Annotated in this window: 21 protein-coding genes and 1 pseudogene; 15 read left to right on the top strand and 7 right to left on the bottom strand. The window is 63.1% G+C overall.

Features of this window, described 5'->3' with window-relative positions:
• Window positions 1-576: 576 nt before the first annotated feature.
• Entirely contained in the window at window positions 577-1,431 is an 855-nt protein-coding gene (locus WKB88_RS14800) for a LysR family transcriptional regulator (protein ID WP_341395320.1), read from the bottom strand.
• A gap of 68 nt (window positions 1,432-1,499) precedes the next feature.
• Here WKB88_RS14800 and WKB88_RS14805 point away from each other — a divergent pair, with 68 nt between their 5' ends.
• Both WKB88_RS14805 and WKB88_RS14810 read left to right on the top strand, forming a co-directional pair.
• Window positions 1,500-2,405, top strand: coding sequence for an EamA family transporter (locus WKB88_RS14805; protein WP_341395321.1), 906 nt, complete (start codon window positions 1,500-1,502; stop codon window positions 2,403-2,405).
• Between the two features lie 716 nt (window positions 2,406-3,121).
• Entirely contained in the window at window positions 3,122-3,352 is a 231-nt protein-coding gene (locus WKB88_RS14810; RefSeq protein ID WP_341395322.1) for a ParB/Srx family N-terminal domain-containing protein, read from the top strand.
• A 203-nt stretch (window positions 3,353-3,555) separates the two neighbouring features.
• On the opposite strand, the gene WKB88_RS14815 is transcribed toward WKB88_RS14810, so the two are convergent.
• The gene (locus tag WKB88_RS14815; protein ID WP_341395323.1) at window positions 3,556-4,518 is read right to left on the bottom strand and encodes an alpha/beta hydrolase; all 963 of its coding nucleotides are present in this window, start codon (window positions 4,516-4,518) and stop codon (window positions 3,556-3,558) included.
• 96 nt (window positions 4,519-4,614) lie between these two features.
• On the opposite strand from WKB88_RS14815, the gene WKB88_RS14820 reads away from it, so the two are divergent.
• Window positions 4,615-5,208 carry a TetR/AcrR family transcriptional regulator gene (locus WKB88_RS14820; protein WP_341395324.1) on the top strand — a complete coding sequence of 198 codons (594 nt, stop codon included), beginning with the start codon at window positions 4,615-4,617 and terminating at the stop codon, window positions 5,206-5,208.
• A 294-nt stretch (window positions 5,209-5,502) separates the two neighbouring features.
• On the opposite strand, the gene WKB88_RS14825 is transcribed toward WKB88_RS14820, so the two are convergent.
• Complete coding sequence (locus WKB88_RS14825; protein ID WP_341395325.1) at window positions 5,503-6,126, bottom strand: TetR/AcrR family transcriptional regulator; 624 nt, start codon at window positions 6,124-6,126, stop codon at window positions 5,503-5,505.
• Between the two features lie 185 nt (window positions 6,127-6,311).
• Between WKB88_RS14825 and WKB88_RS14830 the strand changes: the two genes are divergently transcribed.
• From WKB88_RS14830 to WKB88_RS14840, 3 genes are all read left to right on the top strand, one after another.
• A complete protein-coding gene (locus tag WKB88_RS14830) occupies window positions 6,312-6,575 on the top strand; it encodes a putative quinol monooxygenase (protein WP_341395326.1) in 264 nt (87 codons plus the stop codon).
• Window positions 6,576-6,668: 93 nt separating this feature from the next.
• Window positions 6,669-7,361, top strand: coding sequence for an SDR family NAD(P)-dependent oxidoreductase (locus WKB88_RS14835; RefSeq protein WP_341395327.1), 693 nt, complete (start codon window positions 6,669-6,671; stop codon window positions 7,359-7,361).
• On the top strand, window positions 7,358-8,545 hold the full coding sequence (locus tag WKB88_RS14840) for a low temperature requirement protein A (protein ID WP_341395328.1): 1,188 nt from the start codon (window positions 7,358-7,360) through the stop codon (window positions 8,543-8,545). Before WKB88_RS14835 ends, WKB88_RS14840 begins: the two co-directional genes overlap by 4 nt.
• 1,100 nt (window positions 8,546-9,645) lie before the next feature.
• Here WKB88_RS14840 and WKB88_RS14845 read toward each other — a convergent pair.
• Entirely contained in the window at window positions 9,646-10,659 is a 1,014-nt protein-coding gene (locus WKB88_RS14845) for an alpha/beta fold hydrolase (protein ID WP_341395329.1), read from the bottom strand.
• A gap of 150 nt (window positions 10,660-10,809) precedes the next feature.
• A complete protein-coding gene (locus WKB88_RS14850; RefSeq protein WP_341395330.1) occupies window positions 10,810-10,950 on the bottom strand; it encodes a hypothetical protein in 141 nt (46 codons plus the stop codon).
• A 108-nt stretch (window positions 10,951-11,058) separates the two neighbouring features.
• On the opposite strand from WKB88_RS14850, the gene WKB88_RS14855 reads away from it, so the two are divergent.
• From WKB88_RS14855 to WKB88_RS14870, 4 genes are all read left to right on the top strand, one after another.
• Window positions 11,059-11,895 carry a MerR family transcriptional regulator gene (locus WKB88_RS14855; RefSeq protein WP_341395331.1) on the top strand — a complete coding sequence of 279 codons (837 nt, stop codon included), beginning with the start codon at window positions 11,059-11,061 and terminating at the stop codon, window positions 11,893-11,895.
• A gap of 156 nt (window positions 11,896-12,051) precedes the next feature.
• Window positions 12,052-12,669: an ArsR/SmtB family transcription factor gene (locus WKB88_RS14860; protein WP_341395332.1), complete on the top strand. Its 618-nt coding sequence runs from the start codon at window positions 12,052-12,054 to the stop codon at window positions 12,667-12,669.
• Window positions 12,666-12,884, top strand: coding sequence for a hypothetical protein (locus WKB88_RS14865; RefSeq protein WP_341395333.1), 219 nt, complete (start codon window positions 12,666-12,668; stop codon window positions 12,882-12,884). Before WKB88_RS14860 ends, WKB88_RS14865 begins: the two co-directional genes overlap by 4 nt.
• 17 nt (window positions 12,885-12,901) lie before the next feature.
• Window positions 12,902-13,738, top strand: a complete 837-nt coding sequence (locus WKB88_RS14870) for a PhzF family phenazine biosynthesis protein (protein ID WP_341395334.1) — start codon at window positions 12,902-12,904, stop codon at window positions 13,736-13,738.
• An 89-nt stretch (window positions 13,739-13,827) separates the two neighbouring features.
• Here WKB88_RS14870 and WKB88_RS14875 read toward each other — a convergent pair whose 3' ends face one another.
• On the bottom strand, window positions 13,828-14,247 hold the full coding sequence (locus WKB88_RS14875) for a MarR family winged helix-turn-helix transcriptional regulator (protein WP_341395335.1): 420 nt from the start codon (window positions 14,245-14,247) through the stop codon (window positions 13,828-13,830).
• Window positions 14,248-14,551: 304 nt separating this feature from the next.
• Between WKB88_RS14875 and WKB88_RS14880 the strand changes: the two genes are divergently transcribed.
• Both WKB88_RS14880 and WKB88_RS14885 read left to right on the top strand, forming a co-directional pair.
• The gene (locus WKB88_RS14880) at window positions 14,552-15,127 is read left to right on the top strand and encodes a GNAT family N-acetyltransferase (protein WP_341395336.1); all 576 of its coding nucleotides are present in this window, start codon (window positions 14,552-14,554) and stop codon (window positions 15,125-15,127) included.
• Between the two features lie 150 nt (window positions 15,128-15,277).
• A pseudogene (locus WKB88_RS14885) lies at window positions 15,278-16,239 on the top strand (IS481 family transposase).
• 18 nt (window positions 16,240-16,257) lie between these two features.
• On the opposite strand, the gene WKB88_RS14890 reads toward WKB88_RS14885, so the two are convergent.
• On the bottom strand, window positions 16,258-16,617 hold the full coding sequence (locus tag WKB88_RS14890) for a universal stress protein (RefSeq protein WP_341395337.1): 360 nt from the start codon (window positions 16,615-16,617) through the stop codon (window positions 16,258-16,260).
• A 303-nt stretch (window positions 16,618-16,920) separates the two neighbouring features.
• On the opposite strand from WKB88_RS14890, the gene WKB88_RS14895 reads away from it, so the two are divergent.
• The 3 genes from WKB88_RS14895 to WKB88_RS14905 are packed head-to-tail and all read left to right on the top strand — an operon-like array spanning window position 16,921 to window position 19,959.
• Window positions 16,921-17,877 (top strand): tripartite tricarboxylate transporter substrate binding protein, encoded by a 957-nt coding sequence (locus tag WKB88_RS14895; RefSeq protein ID WP_341395465.1) that lies wholly within the window; start codon window positions 16,921-16,923, stop codon window positions 17,875-17,877.
• Window positions 17,877-18,452, top strand: coding sequence for a tripartite tricarboxylate transporter TctB family protein (locus tag WKB88_RS14900; RefSeq protein ID WP_341395338.1), 576 nt, complete (start codon window positions 17,877-17,879; stop codon window positions 18,450-18,452). The genes WKB88_RS14895 and WKB88_RS14900 overlap by 1 nt, the downstream gene beginning before the upstream one ends.
• A 1-nt stretch (window position 18,453) precedes the next feature.
• Window positions 18,454-19,959 carry a tripartite tricarboxylate transporter permease gene (locus WKB88_RS14905; protein ID WP_341395339.1) on the top strand — a complete coding sequence of 502 codons (1,506 nt, stop codon included), beginning with the start codon at window positions 18,454-18,456 and terminating at the stop codon, window positions 19,957-19,959.
• Window positions 19,960-20,025 lie beyond the last annotated feature (66 nt).

Below are 20,025 nucleotides of genomic sequence, written 5' to 3' on the forward strand. Positions count from 1 at the left end.
TGCTGAGACTGACGCGTTGGCTGGTCAGGGCGGCAGGAGTCGCATCCACGTTACGAATGGCTTCGTTGGTCGTGCCTCTATTAGCGATTCCCCGGCCGCCAAGTCGGTTCCGGTGGCAACACCCCCCCGGATCATGGGCGACTGGGGGCAAAAACCATGCCGGAACCGACCGGCCAACACACCCATATCCTGCATCAGGAACGGGCTACGAAAAAGGTAACGGGGAGCCCCTGGCTGGGAACAACGACCCACAAGCACCCGGCAACGTCCCAGCCGTCCACTTCTTGTTTCCCGCTGAGGCCAGTGCCGATATTGGCCGGGATGCCGACGAATGCCGGAAGCCATCTCAGCCCGGGTCGGAGAATCCATTATTCCTGACATGTGAAAGGCCGGCCTTCATCTTGGCAATACGTACTAGGCACCCGTGCTCACTAGTGGAAGCAGCAGCGCTGTGAAACCAGTAATTGATGCGATTCGCAGGGGAGGGAGCTGCCGATAGGGGTGTTGCGGTGAGCGATCAGCATCCGGCCATGATCGGTCAAACAGACATTACTGTGGGACATGAGAACCAGTCGTTCATCCGGAATATAGCTCGCGCAATAAGGCTACGGCTGCGCCCTGATGGGTGTGGGCGTTTTTGAGCGGCCATGCGGCGTGGATCTCGATGGGGGGTGCGTCCCGGATCAGCCGGTAAACGAGGCCGGTTCGTCTGTACTGGTGGAATGTGGCCTCCGAAGTCACGCCCCGCGCGTGGCCCTCCCCTACGATCGTCAACCAATCATCCACATCAACCGTCGGTATGGCAGCCGGAGGCCGCTTGCTTGCGGGCCATAACTCCATGGTAGTAATTCCCGTACGCGGATTCGTGACCACAGGTTTATCGGAAATCTGGGACAACGTGACCGAGCGACGAGCAGCTAACGCATCGTCGCTGGCCATCACACAGTAGCGTTTCTCGGAACCGATCCGAGCCCATTTGTAGGCGGCTGCATCGGGAAGCCGGCGTAGTACGGCAAGGTCAACTACTTCTTCGTCAAGGCCCGCATGCGGGACGTTCACGCGCACCAGCTGGAGGGTCGTGTCAGGATGTTCGGCGGCCCACCGCCTTTGAAACTCGATCGTATGGCGTCCGAGAGCGGACCATGCATACCCGACCCTGATTGTGGTAGATCCTGTGGCGGCGTACTCCTTGAGCTCCTCCAGTATGGCTAACACCTTCCATGCACTGCCGAGCGCGTGGACACCCGCTGGTGTCAGTGTCAGTGGCCGGCTCACCCGGTCGATAAGGCGGTGTCCCAAACTCTCTTCGAACCCAGCAATGGCCCGCGAAACAGAAGCCTGAGAGAGCCCGAGCTCGATCGCTGCATCAGTGAACGTACCGGTCTCCGCGACAGCCGCCAGACAGCGTAGATGGCGAAGTTGGATGTGCATGCGTTTAGCGTATATGGCTGTCACTCCATGCATTATGGAATACCGTCAACGCCACGCAAGCTCTACCCATGGAACCAGCGAATACCTCAATTTCCCGCCGGGCGGGCATCCTCGGCTTGCTTACCAGTGCTTTGTCGAATCAGTCCGGAGCGGCCATCGGGTCGCTGGCTTTTCCCGTCATCGGCCCCTTGGGAGTCGTCGCCGTTCGCCAGTTCGTGACCGCAGCGATTCTCTTACCTGTCATCCGGCCCCGCATTAGGACGTTCAGCTGGGCCCAGTGGTGGCCGGTACTTCTTCTTAGTCTGGTTCTGGTTACGATCAACTCCTCTCTGTACTTGGCCATTGACCGGATCGGTTTGGGACTGGCGGTTACTTTGGAGTTCCTTGGCCCCTTGATTCTGGCGCTGGCCGGGACCCGCTCCTGGTCCACTTTCCTGACAGCTCTTACAGCAGGAGCAGGTATTCTCGCGGTCACGCAACCGCAACCAACCACCGACTTCCTCGGGGTAGGACTCGCACTCGTTGCCGCGGCATGCTGGGCAGCGTACATCCTGCTCAACCGAACTGTCGGACGCCAACTTTCAGGGGCACAGGGGACAGCAACAGCCACCGGTTTGGCCGCGATCATATCCCTGCCGATCGGACTAGTGATCCTGGCCAACTCACCCCCCACCAGCTACGCCTTAGTACATGCGTTGGCAGCAGGTGTCCTGGCGTCCACCATCCCGTACGTGCTAGATCTCGCGGTCCTGCGGAAAGTCCCCCCGCACCTCTACGGTGTTTTGGTCAGCGTGAACCCCGTCTTTGCTGCGCTCATCGGTGTTATGGCATTGAACGAAAACCTCAACACCCTCGCCTGGGCCGGGATCGTTCTCATCGTTGCCGCGAACATCTGCGCCGTCCTTGTCGCACCAACGCCACCCGACCAACTGCCGATCACCAAGCACCCAGAGAAGGAACGGGGGTTGCCGTGATATCCCTGCCGTGGATCTCGACACCGGCGACGTTCAATGGAATGGGTCCGCCGCAACCGACCAAACCCTGCCGTCATACCTCACGGCCAAAGGTATGCCCGCAGCGGTAAATCTGACCTCCCCTCGGCATTCACTGCGATTGGCTCGGTAACCACATCCATCAGCTGTGCACCCTTCAAATCACTGACCTGTTTGCCAACCCACCCTACTCGAACATACGTTCGGATATAGGCCGCGGTCAGTTCTATTGCAGTGTTGCACCCAATGGGGACAGCTTTGAGCTGCGCGGAGGGCTCCACCTGCCCGCCAGTGGGCACAACGCCGGATGTCCTGGTTTCCGCTGGCGCTTCAACCAGGAAACGGGCGTCCGCTCCGCGGCCGGCTCTTTGGCCCGGGCCGCACCGTCGCAGAGCTCCGGACCCCCCGAACCTGATGTGTCTACGACGTTTTTTGCTGCTGTCCTTCGGATCATACGTGCCCGCTCCAGCCCGTCTAGCCCCTCCTTCGTCGGGGCCTGCGGCCCGCAAATTTTCCTCCGGCGCTCCTGCGTCGCTTCTATCCTCCGGAAATTTTCCGACCCTTGCCCTGCGGGTAGACAGGCTTCCGTCGGGCACAGCTCCGCAAGCTTCGCCAGCAGGCAAAGAACAACGGGGGAGGGGCCAACTGCTGGACCACCACAGGCCCCGAACCACCCGCAACCACAGGAGCAAAAGACCATGACTGTTCTGGAACAGATCGACCCGGCCCAGCTGACCATCGACACCAACGTCCGCGCTGACGTTCAGCTCGACAAGACTTTCCTTGCCTCGATCAAAGAACACGGCGTGATCCAGCCCGTCGTCGCCCACCGCACCGAGGACGGCACCCTGCACATCGTCTACGGCCAGCGGCTGCTGTCTCCTCGTGGCTGCACTGACGATAGGTTAGCGCCGCAGGTGCACCTTTAGTTTTCAGCAGCACCGAAATGGGATCTGGTGACACCTACGAAGGTCCGGACCGGTTTCACGAGAGGAAGGGGTGCCCATTTGGTCGCGACGGGCGGAACCCCGGAGAGGCATCGCTTTTCGAAAGGATGCCTAGGAACGGCGAGGCACGTGACACACCGGGGGATTGACCGGATGCCACGCGCCTGGCGGAACCGGAGGAGTTCCTAACTGGCGAGTGCCGTTTTGAGGGCGGTGACGGCTTGGGCTATGGCGGCCCGGGCTGCGTTGGTCTCGTGCAGGCTGTTGACCATGACGAAGTCATGGATGATGCCCAAATAGCGGGTTGCGGTGACGTCCACGCCGGCGGCACGCAGCTTCCCGGCATAAGCCTCGCCTTCATCACGCAGGACGTCGGCTTCGGCGGTGATGATCAGCGCCGGCGGCAGGCCCTGGAGCTGTCCGGTGGTGGCACGCAGGGGAGAGGCAGTGATCCGGGCGCGGTCGACGTCGTCGGTGGTGTACTGATCCCAGAACCATTTCATGCCTTCGCGGGCAAGGAAGTAGCCTTCGGCGAACTGGTGGTAGCTGTTGGTGTCGAAGGACGCGTCGGTTACCGGGTAGAACAGGACCTGGGATTGAAAGGAAACGTCGCCGCGCTCCTTGGCCATGAGGGTCAGCGCGGCAGCCATGTTTCCGCCCACGGAGTCTCCGGCCACTGAGATCCGGGTACCATCCAGGCCCTTGGCGGTGCCGTCAGCGGTCACCCACCGGGCCACGGCGTAGGCCTGTTCAATGGCGTGAGGGTAGCGCACCTCCGGAGAGCGGTCGTATTCGGGGAAGACCACTGCCGCGCCGGTACCCGTGGCCAGGTCGCGGATCAGACGGTCGTGGGTATGTGCGTTGCCGAAAACCCATCCGGCACCGTGGAGGTAGAGGATGACCGGCAGAATCCCCGTTGCGCCGGCGGGCTTCACGATACGGATCTTCACGTTTCCGGTGGGGCCGCCGACGATCTCAGTCCATTCCTCGTCGATTCCGGGCTTGAAAATCGGTTCGTCCTGCACCCCGTCCACTGCGGCACGTCCCTCGGCCGGGGCCAGCTGATACAAGAACGGCGGCTGTGAGGTAGCTTCGACGAAGGCCTGTGCAGCCGGCTCCAGGGGGATGTTGTGCGGGTTGCCACTCATGGCCATCAATTCCTTTTCCTCAATGTGAGAACGGTCGTTCTCGCTTCTGGAAAAACTCTAGAGAACGATCGTTCTCATGTCAAGTACACTGGGAACATGAGTTCACGTGACATGGCAACGGCACAGGTGCAGGACCGGATCCTGTCGGCGGCGGAGGATCTGTATTACCGCAAGGGCTTCGCGGTCGTGGGGATGGATGAGCTGCGGACCGCCGCGGGGGTCTCGCTGCGGCGCCTGTATTCCCTGTTTCCCTCCAAGGACGGGATCATCTTGGCGGTCCTGGCCCGCAAGCACGCGGAGTGGGAGAGGGGGGTTGCGGGACAGGTGGCTGCTGCGGGCAGTGACCGGCGGCAGCGTTTGCTGGCGGTGTATGACTTTTTGCAGGATTGGTTCAGTACGGAGGATTTCCGCGGGTGCGCATTCATTAACGCGTTTGGTGAGCTCGGCGGCACGAATCCGGAAGTGGCGCGGGCGGTCCGTGAACATAAGCAGTCTTTTCAGGCCCAGATGCTTACCCTGGCACGGGAGCTGGGGGCCACGGAGCTGCTCGGTGCCCAGCTGGCGATCCTGGCTGAAGGGGCGCAGAGTACTGCCGCGATTACGCCGGATTCCGCTGCGGCTGCTACGGCGCGCGCCGCCGCAGAGATTCTCATCGATGCTGCCCTTCGGAAGCAGCCGGCAACCTGCTAACAGCAATCCGCGACGTCATGGACCGCTAAGCCGGCCGCCCGGGATCACCCCACATCTCTAAACGACCCCGCCTGGTGTTTCCCTGCGGCCGGAACCGGACGGAACGGAAACGCAGAAGCACAGGAACGCAGAAACACGGAGCCACGGAAAACCGTTTTTCCGGGGGGAAGGACCGCCGTCTTTCCGGCGCCCGGGGGAAGGACACTCTGATACTGACTCGCTCGCATCAGAGAAGCGGCCCTGCGCTGCGCTGCGGCCTGTAACCGGCAGTCTCAAGCGAGGGCTGCCCCGACCTTATGCGGCTACGAGGGGCCATAGTGTGGCAATCACGCGCTCGGCGAAGCCGGCGGGGACTTCATGCCCGTACCGGTTGAAGTCGGCGAAGTAGCTGCCGAAGGCCAGGCTCACGATCATGTCGAGATCGACATCTTCTCGGACCGCGCCCCTGCGTTGGAGCTCGGTGAGCACGGCGGCGAACTCCTCGCACCGCGGCCGGTTCCCCTGCTCCCTCATCTGCTCGTGCAGGGTCGGCTCGCGCTCCGCTTCGGCCATGAAGTTTCCGTGGAGGGTCATCGCCCGGCGGTTGTGGTACCGCGGATCCAACCGCCGTACTGCCTCTACCATTGCTTCCCGCGGGGTGAGGTCGTCGAGATTCAAGGGCGGGTAGGCCTCACGCTGCCTGCGCAACCCCTGCTGCAGGGCTTCGACAACCAGCTCATATTTACTCGGCCAGCGCCGGTACAGGGTTGGGCGGGTTACGCCGGCAGTGGTGACGATGTCCCCGATCGTCATCGATGAGTAGCCCTTGGTGGCGAGTAGCAGGCGCGTTGCATCGATGATTGCCTCTTCGATGGCCGGATCACGTGGGCGGCCGCCAGTACCGGCCTGGGCCGCTGTGTGCGTGCTTTCGTCAGACATTGCGCTCCTTTTACAATCCCGTTTCCGTTTCTTTACATGTATTGACTGTAACGCATAGGTGTGGTTATTCTTCATTCCAGCTTGTTTCGTTACCAACAGTGTCTGTAAAGAATGCGGGAACGTTATTGGTTCTTGGCCGGCACTTTTCGACCGCTGCATCTCACCTCCGACAAAAGGATTCGCGCATGACAGCTACAACCGATGGCTACGTGACCCTCCTCTGGGACGCGAAGGCCAAACCCGGCCGGGAAGGCGACCTCAAAGCGTTCCTCCCTGCCGCCGTCACGCCATCGCGCAGCGACCCCGGAAATATCGACTATGAGGCCCACGAGGTGGAAGGCCAGGTTGGCGTGTTCGTGATCTACCAACGCTGGCAGAACCGTGCTTTCCTGGACGCCCACCTCCGCGCCCCGCGGACGCGGCTCTTGTGCTGGAGATACTCGAACTGATCGAGGGCTCTGTCAAAGACGGAATCAGCCTCCTGCGTCCCTTCCGGCCGACGGCCTGAATGAAAACCCCCAAGAACCCGGAAGGGAAGAACAATGACAACAACTCTCATCACCGGAGGCAACCGCGGACTCGGCTACGAGGTCGCCCGTCGTCTCATCGGTGCGGGCCAGGCCGTCTGGATCGGCGCCCGCGACACGGCCGGCGGACAGGAAGCCGCCGCCCGCCTCGGCGCCCGGTTCGTACCGCTGGACGTGACCGACGATGCGTCCGTCAAGGCCGCCGTCGCAACCCTGGAAGAACAGGTCGGACACCTGGATGTCCTTATCAACAATGCCGGTATTCTCGGCGAGGTGGCCGCGCCGGAGGACATGACCGCCGACCAGCTGCGTCACGTCTATGACACCAACGTGTTCGGACTCGTCCGGGTCACGCGTGCCTTCCTGCCGCTGCTGCGGAAGGGCACTGACGCTTCGGTCATCAACATCACCAGTGGCATGGGCTCCTTCGCGATGACCCAGGACCCTGCGCGGGTGGAGTCGCAGTACACACTCGCCGCGTACGGTTCATCCAAAAGCGCCGTCACGATGCTCACGACGCAGTACGCCAAGACGATCCCGGACATTCGCTTCAATGCCGTCGACCCCGGCCAGACGGCGACGGAGTTCACCGGACACGTGGGTCAGAGCGTTGCAGAAGGGGCCGAGGGGGCGGTGCGCCTGGCCACGCTCGGCCCGGCGACACCTACCGGAACCTTGACCGACCGGGCCGGCGTTCTGCCGTGGTGACCGGACGGCTCCGGCGTCGAGGAGATGCCGAGACCCAGCGCGCCGCGACGCTGGAGCTGTTCTATGACCTGGTATTTGTTTTCTCGATCACCCAGGTCTCGCATCTGCTCCTGGAACACCTGACCTGGGCGGAAGCCGGCCAGGCAGCGATGATCCTGCTCGCGGTGTGGTGGTCGTGGAACTACACGACTTGGGCCACAAACGAGCTCAATCCGGAGACGAATCCCGTCCGTCTTTTGCTGATCGCCCTGATGCTCGGAAGCCTGCTAATGGCGATCGCCATACCGCACGCCTTCGGTGACCGGGGCCTGCTCTTCGCGGCCGCCTACCTTGCAATCCAGGTGGGCCGCCACGCCTTCCTCACCCTCGTCACGACCGAGCGTCACACCGTTGAGCGGGAGCAGGCAGGCCGTATTCTGGCCTGGTTCCTCATCGCCGGAATGTTCTGGGTTGCCGGAGGTCTGGCCGACGGCAATTCGAGAGTGTGGCTGTGGCTGGTTGCGCTGGCCATCGACTACGTTGCGCCGCTCCTGCTCTTCCCCCTGCCCGGCCGCCCGCGGCTCGCGGCGAACTCCTGGCGACTCGCCACCGGACATTTCGTTGAGCGGTTCGGACTCTTTGTGATCGCTGCCCTGGGCGAGACGATCATTCTGACCGGGGCCACCACCGCCAACCAGGAATTCGACGCAGGCACCGTGGTTGCGTTCGTCAGTGCCTTTGCGGGAACCGCGGCGCTCTGGTGGCTGTACTTCACCTCCACCCGGGAACTTGGCGAACGTTCCCTCGCCGGCGAAGCGAGCCGCACCGGCCGTGCGCGGGACATCTACACGTATGGGCATGTTCTCATCGTTGCCGGAATCATCTTGACGGCGGTGGGAGATGAACTCGTCATCGCCCACCCATTCGACCCATTAGGGGATCCGGAGCGGACCGTCGTCGTCGCAGGACCGGCCCTTTTCCTTCTGGCCCAACTCGCTCTGCAGCTGAGGGCGACGCGCCGCGCGGGTTACAGCAGGCTGGCTGCGATCCTCACGTGTGCGGCACTCGGCCTGTTCGGCGCCTCGCTCCCTGCCCTGCTGGTCGGAGCACTGCTTGTCGCCGTGCTCATTGCCGTGGCGCTACTGGACGAGATTGGCCTAGACGGAAAGGCGGGGCGGCGCAGGAGCCTTGGCAGAGCCTCGTAGGGGGAACCTATAACAGGGGAGCGGCGCGTTTCGTGTCCCACGCGGCCGCTCAGGACGCGGCCGGCGGCCCGGCCGGTCTCTACCCATCGCTTCGATCGCTGGCAGCTCGGCGGCAAGCGCCCCCACACGTCGCCACCAATGGCACGCGCATGGCATACACGAGTTCAACCGGTGGGACACAACAAGCAGCACGGAAACACGGAAATCCGTGCCGGCATTGGTGCGGGGCGGGGGAGGAACCCTGATACTCGCCAGCTCGCATCAGGAAGCGGATCTGCGTGGAATTTGATCGAAAGTTGGATCAGTTAACTGGTGAAAGTTGGCCCCGTGCGGTGCTTCCAGCATCTGAGGTCCCCAAGGCTTTCCGGCGAAGCTCTGGAAGTGGAGCAGGCTAGTAGCTTCGTCTACGCCAGATGCCGAAGTTGTTCCGAAGGAAGGTTGTCTCGCATCCTATGGGATGTGAGACGCCCACACGAGACAAGTGAGGCGACGCAACGTTCCCTCCCTCAGTGGTATTGCCACTATGTATTGCAAGTTCCTTTCAGGCTTCGTGACATGAACACGGGTTGCAAGACAGTTTTGGCGAGTCGTGGCAAAACAGATCGGGCATGCTCAGTTTTCCATCAAGGCGCACATGGCTGCTGACTCGGCGTTGCTGGAAGCCAACTGGCGCAGCAGATGGCCGCCACTTTACCCAAGTTCGATATCGCGGGGATCATGCCCAGGTTGGCCCCAGCGCACCCGGACGGCAACGGGTTGACGAGCTTGGCCAGAGCAAATAATTCGTCTTCCTGCCATAACCTGTCCGCTTTCATCCTCACCCTCCAGAGCCTGGTTCCAGCCCGCCGGCGCTTCGTCCGCGACATAGATCCACCCCGGTGCGCCGGGTCGCTGTCCCGCCTGAGCTGGACCATGCCATCACTCAGCGGGCCGCTCGCAACCAGGTGCGCGACACGATGTTTCAGCCCCAGCACTTCCCAGACCATGTAGGCGGCCGCCTCGCAATGCGCCAGACAAGCGTCGAGGAAGTCCCATAGCGCTTCTTGCCCGCGATCGGCTTGTGGACGAGGGCAGAGTCGCGGATGCGACCGAGCAGGTCCTCAACCCAGCAGTTCCGTTACGGCCTTATCGATGAAAGCGGTGTCAGCGGCATTCTCGCCGCCACCGGCGAAGTGCCCCCAGATGCCCGGAATGACACGCACTTCGCTGTTCGGAAGGTGCTTGGAGGCCCACACCTCGTCCTCCGGCGGGAAGTAGAGGTCCTTCTCGGCGGGCATCTGAATGGTCCGCGCCTGGATGGAGGCCAACGCCGCCGTGGTGTCGCCGCCGAAACCCGGTGTCCTGCCCACGTCCCCGTGCTGCCAGGTCCAGAGCATGGTCAGCAGGTTGTTGGCATCCCGGTTATCGAGGAAAAATCCTTCCCAGAACCCGACCAGGAAGTCCTCGAGTGAGGTGAAGCCCAGCGTCCGCCATTCCTCGTGCCAGTAGAAGGCCTGCGAAAACCCCCATCCGGCGTAGACCCTTGCCGCCGCGCGCAGTCCCGTTTTCGGCTGATCCGTGTACCAACCCTGACGCCACGCGGAGTCGGCGGTAATGGCGGCACGGACGGATTCGAGGAAAACGACATTGTGCGGCGCCGTGCGGGGAGAACCGCAGAAGGGAAGCAGCACGTCCATCATCTGCGGATAGCTGACGCCCCACTGGTAGGTCTGGCCTGCGCCCATGGACCAGCCCAGGACAAGGCGCAGGTGCTCAATGCCCAGGTGTTCAGTGACGAGCCGGTGCTGCGCAGCGACATTGTCAAACACGGTGATGTTCGGAAAGCGCGGACCATCAAAGGGTTCGGGGGAGTTGCTGGGCGAGGAGGACAGACCGTTGCCGAACATGTTCGGGACGATGATGAAGTACTTCGACGGGTCCAGTCCCATTCCCTCACCGATCAGCCACTCGTTGTCCCAATGGCGTCCCGAATACCAAGTTGGGTAGAGGATCGCGTTGCTGCGGTCAGCATTCAACGTTCCATAAGTTTTATAGGCGAGGCGTGCATTCCGCAGCGTCATTCCCGACTGCAGGGAAATGCTGCCCAAGTCATAAACTTCGTAATCGCTGTCCATGATGTCCATTTCTCAGGGGAGGGTTGCCCTGCAGTCCAGCCTGTGCCGGTGGGAGTGTCAAGAGTGGGGAGGGCGACGTCAGGCTGGGTCCATCCGCGGATCCCACGTCGGGTCCGGGTGCGACGTCGACTGCCTCCCCATTCACATGCGTCAATGTTTCCGCGGCGCCACCCAGCGAGCCGCCTCTGCCTCGGAACCGTACCGGGCGACGGCGCCCTGTAGCAGCGGTCCTGATACTCCCGAGAGCGCCGCGCGGACCGCGTCGAGCAGCACCGGATCGGGATTGGCCACTGCCGGATGGTCGTCATCGAGGCCAGGGTAGGCTGTGCGAAGTCGTACGGTCCGAAGCGCTGTACGGGTCGATGGACTTTTGTCCCGGGCTTAAGGAAGGCTCCGCTCATGCATTTGTCCCTTGTTCCGCCGCGTCACGTCGTGATCGGTGATGCGGCGTCGTTCGTCGGCACCACCCCGGAGACGATCCGCAGGTACCACGATATTGGCCTGCTCCTCGAGCCTGAACGGGGCAGCGACGGCCAGGGCCGGTACGGCTACGAATCCATGATCCGGCTGCTGTGGGTCCAAAAGATGGTCGACGGCGGGATTGCTTTGGACGACATGTGCGACGTTTTTGCCGACCCGGCTCCTGCTGGTGTGGACAGCGGCCGCGATGCCGCCGTCGTGCAGCGCCTGCGCACCGTGGGGGGCAGGATGGGTCTGCTCTCCGACTTCGTCACCGGCCGGCTCGAGGGTCTGCCCGAGGGTTTCCTGCGCCAGACGGACCTGGATGCCCTGCTGGTCATGGAGCGGATCTTCGGCTCGCTCGGTGCGGCCATAGGCGCGGGCCGTTACCTTGCGCTGGCCGCTCACCCGGGTTTGCGGGAGGAATCCGACCGTGTTGATGCCGCCGAGGAAGCGCTCGATGACACGGTGCCTGTCGACGACCCCCGCGTGGCACAGGCGGCTGCCGAACGGCACGCCTTCGAACGGAGGCTGGGCGCCGCCATCGAGGATTCCGGCCAGACGCAGAGTGACGATGCACTTTTCGACTCCTGGGATGCTCTGCACCCCGCTGTCGCCGGAACTGAGGGCGAAGCCTGTCAGGTCACCGGTGGAGGGGACAATCGCGTGACCCTCAGCGAGGCCATTGGAATGACGCCCTACGACTATTCCCCGGCCCGCCTGCGGTGCCTGGAATTGACCATTGAACTCGACGCCAAGGAGTTGTCCGCTTCCTAGACAGGGCGTAATGTCCCGGTTCGAAGGCCGGCCACACTTCTGGGGGCCACCCCGTCTCGTTCGCGGATACCTCGTGCCAGAACGCTATGGAGAAGTCCGAACCTCAAGTGCAAAGAAACGTTTGCAAATAAACCTTTGCGATGGCATGCTGGGTCCATGACCGCAGCATCATTCCCCGAGCCGACTCCAGCCCAGGACGGCGACCGCATTCTCGAAGGCCCCGTCCTCAAGGCCCTCGCCCATCCCCTCCGTGTGCAGCTGCTCCAGGTCCTCTCCCAGTACGGGCCACAAACAGCCAGCAGTATCGGCAAGCGGGTAGGGGAGTCGAGCGGTGCTACGAGCTACCATCTCCGGCAACTGGCCCGCCACGGCCTGGTCCGTGAAATCACGGACCGAGGTTCGGGGCGTGAGAGGTGGTGGGAACGCACGCGCGGCGCGCTGACCATCAACGCACCCACGCAACAGGACCCCGCCGTCCGGGAAGCGGTCCGGCAGGTCAGCCGGACCTTTGAGCGCGGACGCGCAGAACTGCTGGCCGCGTTCATGGCAAGCGACCTTTCCGCAATGCCGCCGGAGTGGGCCGAGGCCCCGGTGATCAGCACCTTCAACGCCCACTTCACCGCAGATCAGCTGGAGGCGTTCACCCGGGACATGGAAACGGTGCTGCGCGAGAAGCTCGAGACCTATCGCAGCGATCCAAAGACACCCGGGGCCCGCCCCGTTCAGCTGCATTTCAACGCATTTCCACTCATCGATACACAGGAGCCGACATGAGTTCTGCCGTCCTCGGGTATTACCAGCCCGCCCCCAGCAGCGCCCACGCAGGTTTCACCTCCCGCGCCCTGATCCGTCTGGGCACGGCTTTCATCACAGCCGGTTCTCGGCTCGCAGATCAGGAGGGCCCCGAAGCCGTGCTCCTCAAACAGCATGCTGAGCGCCGGACCGATGCATCCGCCATCGCACACAGCGGACTCCACCTGCTGCTGTAAAACACTAAAGTGGCGATATGAAAGCGCGTCCCTACAGTGCAGTTGATGTTTTCTCCGCCGACCCGTATCGAGGCAATCCACTGGCGGTGGTGCACGACGCCGACGGATTGACTGCGGAGGAAATGCAGCGGTTCGCGACCTGGACCAACCTCTCGGAGACAACGTTCCTCCTGGCCCCCAGCAGTCCGGAGGCCGACTACCGGGTAAGGATCTTCTCCGCCAAGGAGGAACTGCCCTTCGCCGGCCATCCCACGCTGGGGTCGGCCAAAGCGTGGCTCGACGCCGGCGGATCCCCCAAATCCGGTGGGACCCTCCTCCAGGAATGCGCGGCCGGGCTCATCCCGGTCCGGGTCGAGGAGGAATTGCTGGCCTTCGAGGCGCCGCCACTAACACGATACGAGTCCGTGGAGGAACCGCTCACCCGCAGGATCGCGGCGGTCCTGGGGGTTCCGAGAGAGGCCGTCCTCGCTGCATCGTGGCTGGTCAACGGCCCGCAGTGGATTGGTGTCCGGCTTTCCTCGGCGCAGCAAGTCCTGAGCCTGGAACCTGATCCGGCAAAGGCCGGCGACCTGGAAATCGGCGTGGTGGGCCCGCACGACACCACAGCCGAAACCCAGTTCGAGGTGCGTGCCTTCGTCGGAGGAGACCCCGTCTGGGAAGATGCCGTGACCGGCAGCCTGAACGCGGGCCTGGCACGGTGGCTGATCGACACAGAGTTGGCGACGGCGCCCTACACTGCGTCGCAGGGAACAGTACTCGGCCGGCAGGGCCGGGTGCACGTCAGTCTCCGCGACGGAAAGATCTGGGTTGGCGGCCACGTCACGAGCTGCATCGAGGGATCGGTCCGTCTTTAGCGACCGCCCGCCGCACGGTTCCGCAGCCGAGCAGTTCCTTCAGGGCCGGCGGCCGTCGCCCGTGTAGGCTCTGCCCCGCTCACGGTGCGTCAGGCCGGCGTGGGCTCGAGCCGATTGATGAGGGCGATCAGCTGGCCGCGGAGAAGCTGGTCCGACAATCCGGCTGATTCCACCGGCGACCCACGCAGTAGATTGATACTCTCGACTACCGCTTGGCCTCGAACGGTGATGCGGGTGCGTATTGATCGCGTGTCCAGCGTGTCGCGAACCCTGGAGACCAGCCCCTTAACCTCAAGCTTTTCGAGGACTCTTCCCATGGTCTGAGCCTGGATATGCACCAGATCGGCAAGGCGCGTCTGGCTGATCGGGCCGCTGTGGGCAAGTGCCTCCAGCGTGGTTGCGCCGGCATGGGCGACGTCCAGGCCCGTCAAACGCTGGCTCTGGTAGTGGTCGTTCAGACGTGCGGCCGTACTCAACAAGCGACTGCTCGCCCAATGTGCTGTACTCACGTACGTACTCTCTTTCTTTGACCACCATCCTCTGTTCCGAACCAGGAAGACCTGCGACCGGAACAGTAGCGGCAACCGGACAGGACCTGCCGCGAGGCCGGTGTCTGTCGGTGTACAAGCCAGCCTAGCGGCCTACAATCTCACGGATCACCACGTCGAACGTCCCTGTCACTTCTTGTGCCTGTCCCGGAAAGGGTCGGATCACGCGCATAGCAGGATTAACCAGGCGCCCGTCCCCGGCGGTCCGGCCCGCCGAACGGGCTGATTTTCGCCCCGATAACTTGCCGGGGATAGGGTCGGAGGTGTGAACCACATCCTTCGTTCTGCGACCGCAGCCGATCTTCCCCAAGCGGCCCGGACACTTGCTCTCGCCTTCGATCGCTACCCCTGGACCCGGTGGTCCATTCCGGCGGATCGTTACGAGGCGCGTCTTGAGGAACTCCAGACCCTCTATTTGAAGCACGCCCTATGCCACGGACTCGTCTTAATCGACGAGGAGGTGCGAGGGGTGGGGGCTTTCCTTCCGCCTGATACTCCTGAGCCCGGAGGCGATACACAAGCACGCATTGCGGAACTGCTGGGCAACCGACTAGAGATCCTCATGGGACTGCAGCTTCCGAGTCTCCCCTCTGACGCCTGGAACCTGGCAACTCTCGGCGTGCATCCTGGCAGTGCAGGAAAAGGCCTTGGATCCGCGATCATCTCTGAAGGGCTTCGACAGATCGACGGTATTGGTCCGGTGGGGTTGGAGACCTCCGACGAGCGAAACGTACAACTATATGAACGCCACGGATTCACCATCACTGCGACGACGCATATTCCGGGTGGCCCCTCCGTCTATTCCATGCGCCGCGATCTCACCACAAAGGACGGAAGATAGGGCACTAGATACGGGCCAAACGGGTCGCCCTTAGCGTCGACCTCTGTATCGCCCTAGATGTACTGAGACACCACGTTAATTACACGGCGATATAGGTGAAGACCTCTTAGGTTGGTGGTTACCACACCGGTCCGAACCCAAGAGGTCTTCATGTCCCACCGTAACGCCCGTCTGGCTCCTGCCGGAAGAATGATCCTGATCCAGCGCGTCACCGAGGGCCGGCCCGTCGCGCACGTAGCGAAGGAAATGGGCATATCCAGGCCCACCGCCTACCGCTGGGTGACCCGCTACCGGGATCAAGGACTACCTGGCCTGGAAGACCGATCCTCCCGACCGAAGTCCTGCCCGCACGCCACCAGCGCAGAAAAAACGGCCGAGGTCCTGGCTGCTCGCACCGAGCACCGCTCCGGGCCCTCGGACCTGGCCGCCCGGACCGGTGTCGGTGCCCGCACGGTCTCCCGGATCCTGGCCCGCGCGCACGTTCCCAAGCTCTGGGACCTGGACCCGCTGACCGGGATCCGGATCCGTGCCTCACGTGCCACGGAACGCCGCTACGAACGCGACGCACCCGGGGACATGATCCACATCGATGTGAAGAAACTCGGCCGGATCCCCGACGGAGGCGGCTGGCGGGCGGACCCGAACCAGTCCGTCCGTAACCACACCAAAGGGCATACCCGGTTGGTTTCGACTACGTTCACGTGGCTGTCGATGATCACTCCCGGCTCGCGTTCGTCGAGGTTCACCCGGATGAGAAAGGTGCCACCTGCGCCGGGTTCCTTACTCGGGCCGCAGCGTTCATGGCCGCGAACGGGGCACCGGTGAAACGGGTAATGACGGATAACGCGTTCGCTTACCGGCTCTCCAAAGACTTCCAGTCCGTGCTGGCCGGCCTGGAGGCCAAGCACATCCTGATCAAGCCAAGGCATCCGTGGCAGAACGGCAAAGCTGAACGCTTTAACCGGACCCTGCAGGAAGGCTGGGCCTACCGGCACGTCTTTACCTCGAACCAGGCCCGTACCGATGCCCTCCAGCCGTGGTTAGACTTCTACAACCACCAACGCCCGCACGGCAGCCTCGGAGGCAAAGCACCGATCACCCGGTGTAACTAACGTGCTGTCTGAGTACACCTAGAGGCGCCGGGCCTTAACCGAGATCACCGGGGCGTTGGCCTCGAGCAGGATCTGCTGCGCCGCGCTGCCGAGCAGGAACTTGCCAACCGGGCTGCGGTGCTTGACGCCGATGACCACAGCGGAGGCGTCGATCGCTTCAGCAGCGTCAAGGAGATCGCCCACGGCGTCGTGGTTGCGGGGATCCGGCATGCGGTAGGTGACCGGCACGCCGTCGAGCTCGGTGCCTTCGGGGTCGAGCTGGGTGCCTTCCAAATTGAAAACCACCAGGTCTTCCTGGCGGCGCCGGGCTTCTTCGATGGAGGCGCTGAGCGCGGCCTCGCCCTCGGGAGTGCTGGTGCGGGCAACGATGACGGTCATGAAGTCTCCGACGTGGGTGGGGGTGAAGAAGGACGATGAAAAAATTCATCTTGCGGGCGAATTTTGTTCTTCAGGTTCTCCGCACTGAGCAGAAAAAGCAAAACAGGTGGAGTTTGTTAAGAGCGGCAGCCAGGCCGACCCCGCCAATATGACAGGGATCACTTAGGATCTTTGGGTGGTTACTACGACGTTGAGTACTGACCAGCGTTCATGTCCCTTCTCCCCCCACTAAGGACAGTTGATTTCGTGAGCTCTTCACCAGATCGAGCCGGGTCCGGCACACGCCGCAAGCATCCGATCTTTTTGGCCGCCTACGGCATCGTGGCTGTCGCCACGATCGGCTTGGCCAGCTTCTTTTCCATCCAGTCCGCTTCCGGCGGCTCCGATATTCGCGCAAACCTCACCCTGATTGCTCCGGCAGGCGCTGGCGGGGGCTGGGATACGTTCATGCGCGAGCAGCAACAGGCCATGCGTGCCAACGGTTTGGTGAATAACACGCAGGTGGTCAACATCCCCGGGGCTGCCGGCACCATTGGCCTCGGCCAGCTCTCCACCATGTCCGGGCAGGCAAACAACCTGATGGTCACGGGCGCCGGGCTGGTCGCCGGTGTGGCGCAGCTGGACTCCGCCGTTACGCACGACGACGTGCGGCCCATCGCCCGTGTGGTGGAGGAGTACGACGTCGTTGTGGTTCCGGCCAGTTCCCCGTACAAGACTCTCGACGACCTGGTGCAGGCCTGGAAGGCTGACCCGGCGGCGATTGCCTGGACCGGCGGCGGCACCTTTGACCAATTGGTCATGACCGAGCTTGCTCTCGCTGCCGGTGTGGATCCCTCCGTCACAACGTACATCCCGAAATCCGGCGGAGGAGAGGCGGCTCAGGCGCTCATCACGGATACCGCCAAAGCAGCCACATCCGGGTACAAGGATGTTGCAGATCAGGTTGATTCGGGGCGCCTGCGCGCTCTCGGTTTGGCTGCCCCGCAGCGGCTCGACGGCGTCGACATCCCCACGCTGGCCGAGCAGGGCTACGACGTGGATCTGGCCAATTGGCGGGCCATCGTGGCACCTCCGGGAATTACAGATGAGGAATTCGCGGAGCTGAGGACCCTGATCGAGGAAACCATCGCGACCCCCGAGTGGAAGGACGCCGTGGAGCGCAACAAATGGGCCGATGTGTACCTCACCGGTGACGAGTTCGATGAGTTCATGATTTCGGAGCAGCAGCGCATCGGTGAACTAGTGAAGGAGATCGGCTGATGAGCACTCCAGGGCCCTCATCCGCAGGTACGGCGGAGCAGCACCCGAGCGAAAGTACTGAGACTACGGACGGACGGACCCCCGTCCGCACCTCGTGGCGGGACGGTCGCAGCGGGCTGCTCTTGTCGCTCCTTATGGTGGCGTTTAGCACTTATCTACTGTTCGGAATCCTCACGATGGACGTGGGGGAGGGCACGGACTTCCCCGGTCCGAGGTTCTTCCCCGGCATTCTGATGGTTGCCGGGTACGTCCTGGCTGTGCTGCTGGCGCTGCACTACGTGCGTTCTCCGGAACATCCCAAGGAGACTTCCACCCAGCGTTACCGCACCTTCACGGACTGGTCAGCAGTCCTGTGGGCGGCAGGAGGTTTCCTGCTTTTCGCCCTGACCCTGGAAACACTGGGCTGGATCATCGCCGCCGCCCTGTTGTTCTGGTCGGTCGCCAAGGGGTTCGGCAGCCGCCGGCCGGTCTTCGACATTTCATTCGCCCTGCTCTTCAGCAGTGCGGTTTACCTGGCATTCTCGGTCGGCCTGGGGCTCAACCTCCCCTCCGGCATCCTTGGAGGAGGTTTCTAACATGGATTCACTCAATCTCTTGATGGAGGGCTTCTCCTCAGCCCTGACGCCGATGAACCTGCTGTGGGTACTCGTCGGCTGCCTGCTGGGCACCGCCGTCGGTGTCCTGCCGGGACTGGGTTCCTCGATGGCGGTGGCTTTGCTGCTGCCCATCACCTTTGCCCTCGACCCGACTGCCGCGTTCATTATGTTCGCCGGTGTGTACTTCGGCGGCATGTTCGGCGACTCCACCATGGCCATCCTCATGAACACCCCGGGGCAGGCTTCGGCCATCGCGTCCACGTTCGAGGGGCACAAAATGGCCAAGGACGGCAGGGCCCCGCAGGCCCTGGCCACCGCAGCCATCGGCGCGTTTATCGGCGGCATGGTGGCCTCCGTTCTCGTCGTCTTCCTCGCCCCGGCCCTGGCCGATTTCTCGGCGAACTTCGGTCCGGCTGAATTCTTCGCGTTGGCCTTGTTCGCTTTTGTCGCCACGTCCTCCGTGGTCTCCGACTCAGCGGTGAAGGGCCTCGCGGCCCTCGTGATCGGCCTGGGTATCGCCACCGTGGGCATCGACCCGTTCTCAGGCGCCGAACGTTTCAGCTTCGGTGCGCCCGAGATGTTCGACGGCATCTCCCTGATTACCGTGACCGTAGCCATCTTGGCCCTGGGCGAGGTATTCCATATCGCCTCCCGGATACGCCGGGATCCGGCCGACCAGCAGGTCAGCTCCGCAGGCCGTCCCTTCCTCTCCCGCGCCGAGCTCAAAGAGGCAGCCCCGGCATGGGCCCGAGGCACCGCTATCGGCTTGCCTTTCGGCGTCATCCCGGCCGGCGGGTCCGAGATTCCGACGTTCATCTCCTACGACGTGGAACGGCGCATTGACCGCCGCCGCAAGAACCCGAAGTTCGGCAAAGGCGCCATCCGCGGCCTGGCCGCTCCCGAGGCCGCCGGCAACGCCACCACCGGCACCGCCATGGGAGCTTTGCTCGCCCTGGGCCTGCCGGTCTCGGCCACGGCAGCGATCATGCTCGCCGCATTCCAGCAGTACGGACTGCAGCCGGGCCCCCTGCTGTTTGACCGTTCCCCCGACCTGGTCTGGGCACTGCTGGCTAGCTTCTTCATCGCGATGATCGTGCTGCTCATCATCAACCTGCCCTTCGCAGGGCTTTGGTCCAAGCTGCTCCTGATCCCGGCCCCGTACCTGTACGCCGGAATTACCGTCTTCTGCGGCCTCGGCGTCTACGCCACCTCCGGGGCGGTGTTCGACCTGCTGATGCTGCTCGGGCTCGGTATGGTCGGCTTCCTCATGCGCCGCCACGGAATGCCCCTGGCTCCGCTCATGATTGGTGTGGTGCTGGGTCCGCTGGCGGAAACCAGCATGCGCGATGCGCTGCTGTCCTCCAACGGTGACTACTCCGTGTTCGTGGACGGGCCGATCCCGCTGGTGCTCTACGCGTTGCTCTTCATCGTGCTGGCGGTCACCGTGCGGTCCAAGATTGTGAACAGGACCCGCAAGGACGTGTAGTTGCCAACTCGCAGCAGCACAATCTCGAAGGGCCTCGCCGATCAGCGGGGCCCTTCGGCGTTGTAG

Source organism: Arthrobacter sp. G119Y2, from assembly GCF_038069765.1.
GTDB lineage: Bacteria > Actinomycetota > Actinomycetes > Actinomycetales > Micrococcaceae > Arthrobacter_B.